Source organism: Methylobacterium sp. 285MFTsu5.1 (assembly GCF_000383455.1).
In the GTDB taxonomy this organism is placed as follows: Bacteria; Pseudomonadota; Alphaproteobacteria; order Rhizobiales; family Beijerinckiaceae; genus Methylobacterium.
On the sequence record NZ_KB911304.1, the window covers coordinates 33517 to 40421 of the forward strand.

7 protein-coding genes are annotated in these 6905 nt (G+C 58.5%); all 7 read left to right on the plus strand.

Going from position 1 to position 6905, the window contains the following annotated elements; genetic code table 11:
• The first annotated feature begins 111 nt into the window (after positions 1 to 111).
• Positions 112 to 1611, plus strand: a complete 1500-nt coding sequence (tssC, locus tag H288_RS34380) for a type VI secretion system contractile sheath large subunit (protein ID WP_081636569.1) — start codon at positions 112 to 114, stop codon at positions 1609 to 1611.
• Positions 1612 to 1675: 64 nt separating this feature from the next.
• On the plus strand, positions 1676 to 2134 hold the full coding sequence (gene tssE, locus H288_RS33025; RefSeq protein ID WP_081636570.1) for a type VI secretion system baseplate subunit TssE: 459 nt from the start codon (positions 1676 to 1678) through the stop codon (positions 2132 to 2134).
• Between the two features lie 11 nt (positions 2135 to 2145).
• Positions 2146 to 3909: a type VI secretion system baseplate subunit TssF gene (gene tssF / locus H288_RS0128960; RefSeq protein ID WP_043713336.1), complete on the plus strand. Its 1764-nt coding sequence runs from the start codon at positions 2146 to 2148 to the stop codon at positions 3907 to 3909.
• Positions 3873 to 4913: a type VI secretion system baseplate subunit TssG gene (gene tssG / locus H288_RS0128970; protein WP_051123795.1), complete on the plus strand. Its 1041-nt coding sequence runs from the start codon at positions 3873 to 3875 to the stop codon at positions 4911 to 4913. Before tssF ends, tssG begins: the two co-directional genes overlap by 37 nt.
• A 2-nt stretch (positions 4914 to 4915) precedes the next feature.
• Positions 4916 to 6448 carry a type VI secretion system-associated FHA domain protein TagH gene (tagH, locus tag H288_RS33620; RefSeq protein WP_158684263.1) on the plus strand — a complete coding sequence of 511 codons (1533 nt, stop codon included), beginning with the start codon at positions 4916 to 4918 and terminating at the stop codon, positions 6446 to 6448.
• A 3-nt stretch (positions 6449 to 6451) separates the two neighbouring features.
• A complete protein-coding gene (locus H288_RS35325; protein ID WP_020096080.1) occupies positions 6452 to 6595 on the plus strand; it encodes a hypothetical protein in 144 nt (47 codons plus the stop codon).
• 49 nt (positions 6596 to 6644) lie between these two features.
• A partial coding sequence (locus H288_RS0128985; RefSeq protein WP_020096081.1) for an IS3 family transposase occupies positions 6645 to 6905 on the plus strand: 261 nt, incomplete at its 3' end.

Here is a 6905-nt window from a genome sequence, read left to right on the forward strand (position 1 = left end):
AATGTTTCGATATAGACACGGATGGACTAAATCTAACCGACTGTCATCGAGCAAATTTTACAGAATTGTGGCTTGATCTCCATCTCCCCAATACGATCTCAAGAGGACATTATGGATACTCTGGTTTCAGCACCGTCATCCCAGAGGATTCCGAATGAGTCTGAATCCCTACTTGAGCAGATTATGGAGGAGACTCGGATCCATCCAGGGGAGGAGGGGTACGATGTTGCGCGCATGGGCGTGCAGGCATTTATCGCTGACCTTTTGAAATCGGATGAACATAGCCAGAAGATCAACAAAATCCTTGTTGATCGGATGATCGTTGAAATCGATAAAAAAATCAGCGCGCAAGTCGACGAAATCCTACACCACCCGGAATTCCGGGAGTTAGAGGCGACTTGGCGTAGTCTTAAAATTCTCGTTGACCGCACCGATTTTCGAGAAAATATAAAGATTGAATTATTGTCGGCTTCGAAGCAAGAACTGCTTGACGATTTTGAGAACGCGCCAGAAGTAGTGCAGTCAGGCCTGTACAAACAAGTCTACTCCTCGGAGTACGGCCAATTCGGTGGCGAACCGGTTGGCGCGATGATTGCGAATTTCGATTTCGGCCCGTCCGTTCCGGACCTTAAACTCCTTCAGTACGCGGCATCCGTAGGGGCCATGGCGCATGCTCCGTTCATTGCGGCAGCGGCTCCGCAGATGTTCGCGATTGATAGCTACCTTGAACTTCCCAATGTTCGCGATCTGACCTCAGTCTTCGAGGGTCCTCGCTATCGTAAATGGAACGCATTGCGAGAGAGTGAAGATAGTCGCTATATCGGCCTTACAGGACCACGATTTCTTCTGCGTCAGCCTTACCATCCGATAGATAATCCCGTACATAGCTTCGTATACAGCGAAGATGTCACTTCACATCATGAGAACTATTTATGGGGTAATACCGCTTTCCTTTTAGCATCACGCATAACTGACAGTTTCGCGAAATATCGTTGGTACCCCAATATTATTGGTCCGAGATCCGGTGGCGCGGTCCGCGATCTGCCTATTCACGTCTACGAGTCGCTGGGGCAGATCGAGGCCAAAATTCCGACTGAGGTGTTGATTACCGACCGCCGAGAATACGAGTTGGCCGAACTCGGTTTCATTGCGCTGACCATGCGCAAAGGCTCGGACAACGCGGCATTTTTCTCAGCTAACACGATTCAGAAGCCGAAACGGTTTCCCGGGACCAAAGAAGGCAAAGCGGCTGAGACCAATTATAAGCTCGGCACACAGCTTCCTTATCTCTTCATTGTTAACCGGCTCGCTCATTACATCAAAGTTCTGCAGCGCGAGCAGATCGGCTCATGGAAAGAGCGAGCGGATCTTGAGCGTGAGCTCAATATCTGGTTGCGTCAGTATATTGCCGATCAGGAGAACCCACCTTCCGAGGTTCGGTCAGTCCGTCCCCTAAGGGATGCTAGCGTCCAGGTCAGCGATGTTGAGGGTGATCCGGGTTGGTACCAGGTGACGCTGAAAGTTCGGCCGCATTTCAAATACATGGGTGCAAATTTTGAGTTGTCGCTCGTTGGCAAGCTCGACAAGTCTGATGCCACGACGAATACTTGATATAAAGCCGTATTATATACGGGTTTAACCCGTCTTCCCTAGCGCATAGGGCCACCGGTTGACTATGACCTCGCGCAAATCTGTGATGGCATCGGCGTCGCGCCTGCGCATCTTGAACGGAAGCCTCTTTGATCGCCTCGTGGCGGACGAAGAGGATATCGGGCACCTCTTCGGGATGGATGTCGATGGGGCGCAGATCGCTTCGATCAAAAGCAATCTCGGCCGCGTGCTCAACCTTCGCGCGGGCGGCGCAGCCGCCAACCCCGGGTTGGGCATCATCGATATGAACGACGGGGCGGTCCGCTCCAACGACATGATCCGGCAGATCGCCGAGTCGATCCGCGGTTGCATCGTGATGGGTGAGCCGCGGATCGCTGATGTACGGGTCGGCTACATCGCCGCAACCGACGAGCCCTTAAGCCTGCGCTTCCGCATCACAGCGCGCATCGGCAAAGCTGAAGCCGAATCCTCCGCTGAATTCGATCTGTGCTTGAACAACGATCGTCGCTTTATTTTGAGTTGAGTGTAAGGGCGATGGCAGGTCTATTCCATGATGAGCTCAGTTATTTGCGAGAGTCCGGAAAAGAATTCTCGCGTCTGAACCCGAAGCTTTCTAAGTATCTTTCTGAGAGCAGTACGGATCCGGACGTGGAGCGACTGCTGGAGGGGTTTGCGTTCCTGACCTCACGCGTCAGGGAAAAGATCGAAGACGATCTGCCTGAACTCACCCATTCGCTCGTGCAGTTGCTGTGGCCCAATTTCCTCCGGCCCTTCCCTCCGACCTGCCTCATGCAATTCCGGCCGATCCGCGGCACAATCACCGAAGCCCATATCATTCCGCGGGGGATGGCGATGCGCGCCCGGCCGATTGAGGGTGGATCGTGCGACTTTCGCACGACGGCGGACTGTCTTGTTTACCCGGTCGAACTGACCGACGCGGCGCATACCCGCACGCAAGATCGATCTCAGCTTACCTTGAGCTTTGCGATGCTGAGCGGACGCACGGTAGGCAGCGTCAACTTCGCAGATTTGCGCCTTTGGTTCACGGGTGACGCGATCGTCGCGCAGACCCTGTATCTCTGGTGCCTACGCTATCTCCTGGCTTTGCACTTCACGACGCCGGACGGGCGGCGGGTGAGGCTGCCGAATACCGGCGTAAGGGCCGGTGGCTTCGCCTTCGACGAGACGTTGCTACCTAGCGCATCGACGGCATTCGATGCCTATCGGCTGCTCCAGGAGTTCTTCGTCTTTCCCGACAAATTCCACTGTGTCGATCTCAACGGGCTCGCGGCGGCGGCGGCGGGCAGCGAGGCTGAGGAATTCGGGCTGGACCTGGAGTTCGAGCGACCACTGCCCACCCATGTGAAATTACGCGCCGACAACGTACGTTTGTTCTGTTCGCCCGCCGTCAACCTGTTCGAGACCGATGCGGAGCCAATCGCTGTCGATCATCGCAAAGTGCAATACCGGGTCAGGCCGTCCGGAAATGACCACGTAGCCTGTGAAATCTTTTCCATCGACAATGTCGTCGGCTTTCGCGGTTCCGAGAAGGATAGACGTTTCCAGATCGAGCGCGCGTACCCTGCCTTCGAATCGTTCCATCACGAAGTCGAAATGGCCTCGCGGCGAGAGCAGGTCTATTATCGTCAACGCCTAACGCCGGCGGCAAACGAGACCGGGTTCGAGCACGCAATCACCTTCGTGCTGCATGACGGCGAGCAGGCGGTGCCTGCCGAAGAGGCGATGAGCATCCGGCTGACCTGCTTCAACCGAACGAGGGCGGTCGAACTGGCCATCGGCGACATCGACCTCGCGACCGATTCGAGTCCATCCTTTATCGAATTCTCAAACATAACCCGGCCGACAGCACCAGTTTATCCGCCGATTGATGGCGCATTGAACTGGAACCTTATCTCCAATCTGTCGCTCAATTATATGTCGCTCTTGGACAAGAACGCTCTCGGTGTGATCCTGCAGATCTACGACTACCGATCGCTGACCGATCGGCAGGCAGAGCGGGCAGCGCGTCTGCGTCTCGGCGGCATCCGTAACCTGAGGACCCGGCCAGTGGACATGTTGTTCAAAGGGCGCCCGATTCGCGGAATCCGCTCAATCCTCACCCTCGATGAGACATGCTTCCAGTCAGAGGGGGAGATGTATCTCTTCGGTAGCATCCTCAAGGAATTCATCGCTATCAGCACGACCACCAATTCGTTTCACGAATTGGAATTGCGCGGCGAGAACAACGGCGAGATTTATAGATGGCCAGCGACAATCGGCCGTCAGCCGTTGATCTGATCCGCGCCGAGGCCGAGGCGCAGGCTCCAACCTACGCCTTCTATCGCCTTGTGCAGATGATCCAAGACGCCCTCGACGACGGACGCGAGGTCGGCACGCATCTCCTGCCAGCCAAGGAAAGGATTATCTTTGAAGTCGATAACGGCTTGGGTTTTCCACTCTCGGACGTGGCCGGCGTGCGGCTACTCGACCCGGCCTGCAACGGTGCGCGGGCGGATTCGCCGCCGTGCTTTGTAATCACTGTCACTTTCCTCGGGCTGCACGGTTCGGGATCGCCGCTGCCGTCCTATTATGTCGAGCAGATCGCCGGCTACGATCCGAAGGGGTCGGTGCTGACAGATTTCTTCAACTTCTTTCACAATCGTCTAGTCGGACTTCTGCATCGCGGCTGGCGCAAATATCGGTATCACATACGATACCGTCCCGGCGGGGAGGATGACTTTTCTCGAAGAATCTACTCTCTCTTCGGCCTCTACGATGCGCGATTGAGATCCGACTCTGGAATTTATTGGCCACGGCTGTTGTGCTTTGCTGGAGTCTTGGCGAGTCGGAACCGCTCGCCCGCCGTGCTTTCCACCATCATTCGGCACACGTTCCGGCTCGAAAGAGTCTCGATCGAGGAATGGGTGCGACGCCGGGTGCCGATCCCCGAGCACCAGAAATGGGGCCTCGGCGGCGCCAATTCCCGCCTGGGCGAGGGAACCATCTCGGGCGATCGCGCCCCCGACTATCAGGGTAAGATCCGGGTGGTCATTCACGATCTCGACGACCGGCGCTTCCGGGATTTCCTGCCTCGCGGACAGGAGCATCGGCGGCTCCGCAACCTCGTGGAATTCATGCTCCGCGATCAGTTCGCTTACGATTTCAAGCTGTGCCTGCGTCTCCGTGCCACCCAGCCGATCACATTGACGCGCGACGATCCCGGCCGGCTCGGCTGGTCGAGCTTTCTGGGCGACGGACGGCGTGACGAGGAACGGGTCGTCGTGATCACGGCGAGGGCATGAGGATGACGACCTTCCTCACTCTTGTCGTGGATAATACGGCGCTGCTCGAAGGCGGCACCCGGTCATCCATGGTCTTCCCTGCGGAAGGGGGGCTGATCGGATCCGCGGCGGATTGTACCTGGACGCTGATTGACCGGCAGCAGACCGTCGATGGACATCACGCCCGGGTCTTCCAGGCGGATGGTCAATTCTGCGTCGAGGCGCTGAGCACGCGCGGTGTCCGGGTGAACCATTCGGTCCGAGCACTCGGCCCAGGCGAGCCCTTCCGGATCTCCGATGCGGACAGGCTCTCGATCGGCCGGTTCGACATGACCGCCTTCCTCATTCAGCGGGTCGACGAGGCGAGCAGGGCTGCCAAGTCCGAGGATTGGGCACGGAAGTTCATTTCCGTCGAGTCGATCGTGGATCCCCGCCGGGAGGAGGAGGAGCACCGCAACCTCCTGGATGAGACCCTCGTGGCTCAGCATGGGCTCGATCCATTCAGCGCGCGATTGAAGCAGAACGAGGAAGACAAGGATCCTCTCTCTTTCCTCTCGGATCGGACGGTCCGTCAGGGCGATCCTGTCACCTCCGACCCAGTTGCAGCTCTGAACCGGGAAAGTCCTCTGGAAGGGCGCACCAACGCGGCCGGACTCGAGATGTACGTCCTCGGCCGCCCTATCGAGGGGCAACGGCCAGAAAGCCCTGACGATCTGCTGCCGACCTCGGCCTATTTCGCACCGCAACGGGTGAAGGATATTTCTATGAAAGCTGCCGAGCACGGTCGGCTGGATTTCCCACTGGCCGGGATCCGCGATGAATTAGACAGCTATCTCGGCGAGCTCGAGAATAACATGCGGGATCGCAAGGCCCACGCTGCGCGCGGTCCAGACGAGGTAGCTGCCCGCGACGCTTGGCTCGGCGAGGTCCCGCTCGCGGAGGAGCGTGAGGTCGCGCGGGACGATCTGGTCGATCATGTGGTCCTGCGCCCCCTCTGCTCGGCCCTCGGCCTTCCGGTCACATCCCTCACAGGTCCCGAAGCCGACCGCTTGGCCGCTGATATAGGCGAGGCCTTGCGGGCGGCGATCGACGGGCTGCGGAGGTTGAGCCAGGACCGGAGCGCGGCGGGTGTGCTGGCCAGTGACACCCATCTCCACGCCATCGAGGACAACCCGCTCCGCTTGGCCGGGGATGCGGACGAGGCCGTGCGTGACCTGTTTCTGGTTCACAGCCCGGTACACCTCTCAGCGAAGACGGCGATCGGCGAGAGCATCGCCAGCATCGAACACCATCAAGCTGCCGCCGCGATCGCGACCGAGGCGGCATTGAAAGCTATTTTTGCAGCCCTGTCTCCGGTGACTCTGGCCCGACGCTTTCTCAAATACAAAGGTCACGCTCCGCGAACCGGCGATCTCGATGCGTGGCATTGGGGGATGTACCAACATTACTATCGGGAAATCGCGTCCGACCGGCAGGGCGGCCTCGCGCGACTGTTCTGGGAAGTCTTCCGGCAGGTCCACGATCGCGAGATGCGTACGCTCTCGGCAGGAGAATGAACCATGAGACGGGTGATGCCGCCTCGCGCTCTCCTGCTTGCCGTCGTCGTCGACTGCCTCGCCGCCTGCACGCCGCTGCAGACGATTCAGGGCGCGTCCAAGATGGGACAGATCATGATGAACCCCGACATGATCCGCCCCCAGTGAAGTGGTCCGCCCTGAGGTATGGCTTTCGGGCCAGGACGAGGACGGACAGATGGGAACGAAGGGGCACAAGCCGGAGGATGTCGTCGCCAAGCTGCGGCAGGTGGATGTGCTGGTCTCGCAGGGCCAGAGCGTCGGGGACGCGATCCGCACGATTGGCGTGACGGAGGTGACGTACTACCGCTGGCGCAAGGAGTACGGCGGCCTGAAGAGCGACCAGGTCCGGCGCATGAAGGACCTGGAGACCGAAAACCAGCGGCTCCGGAAGGCGATCGCAGATCTCACGCTCGACAAGCTGATTCTGCAGGAGGCT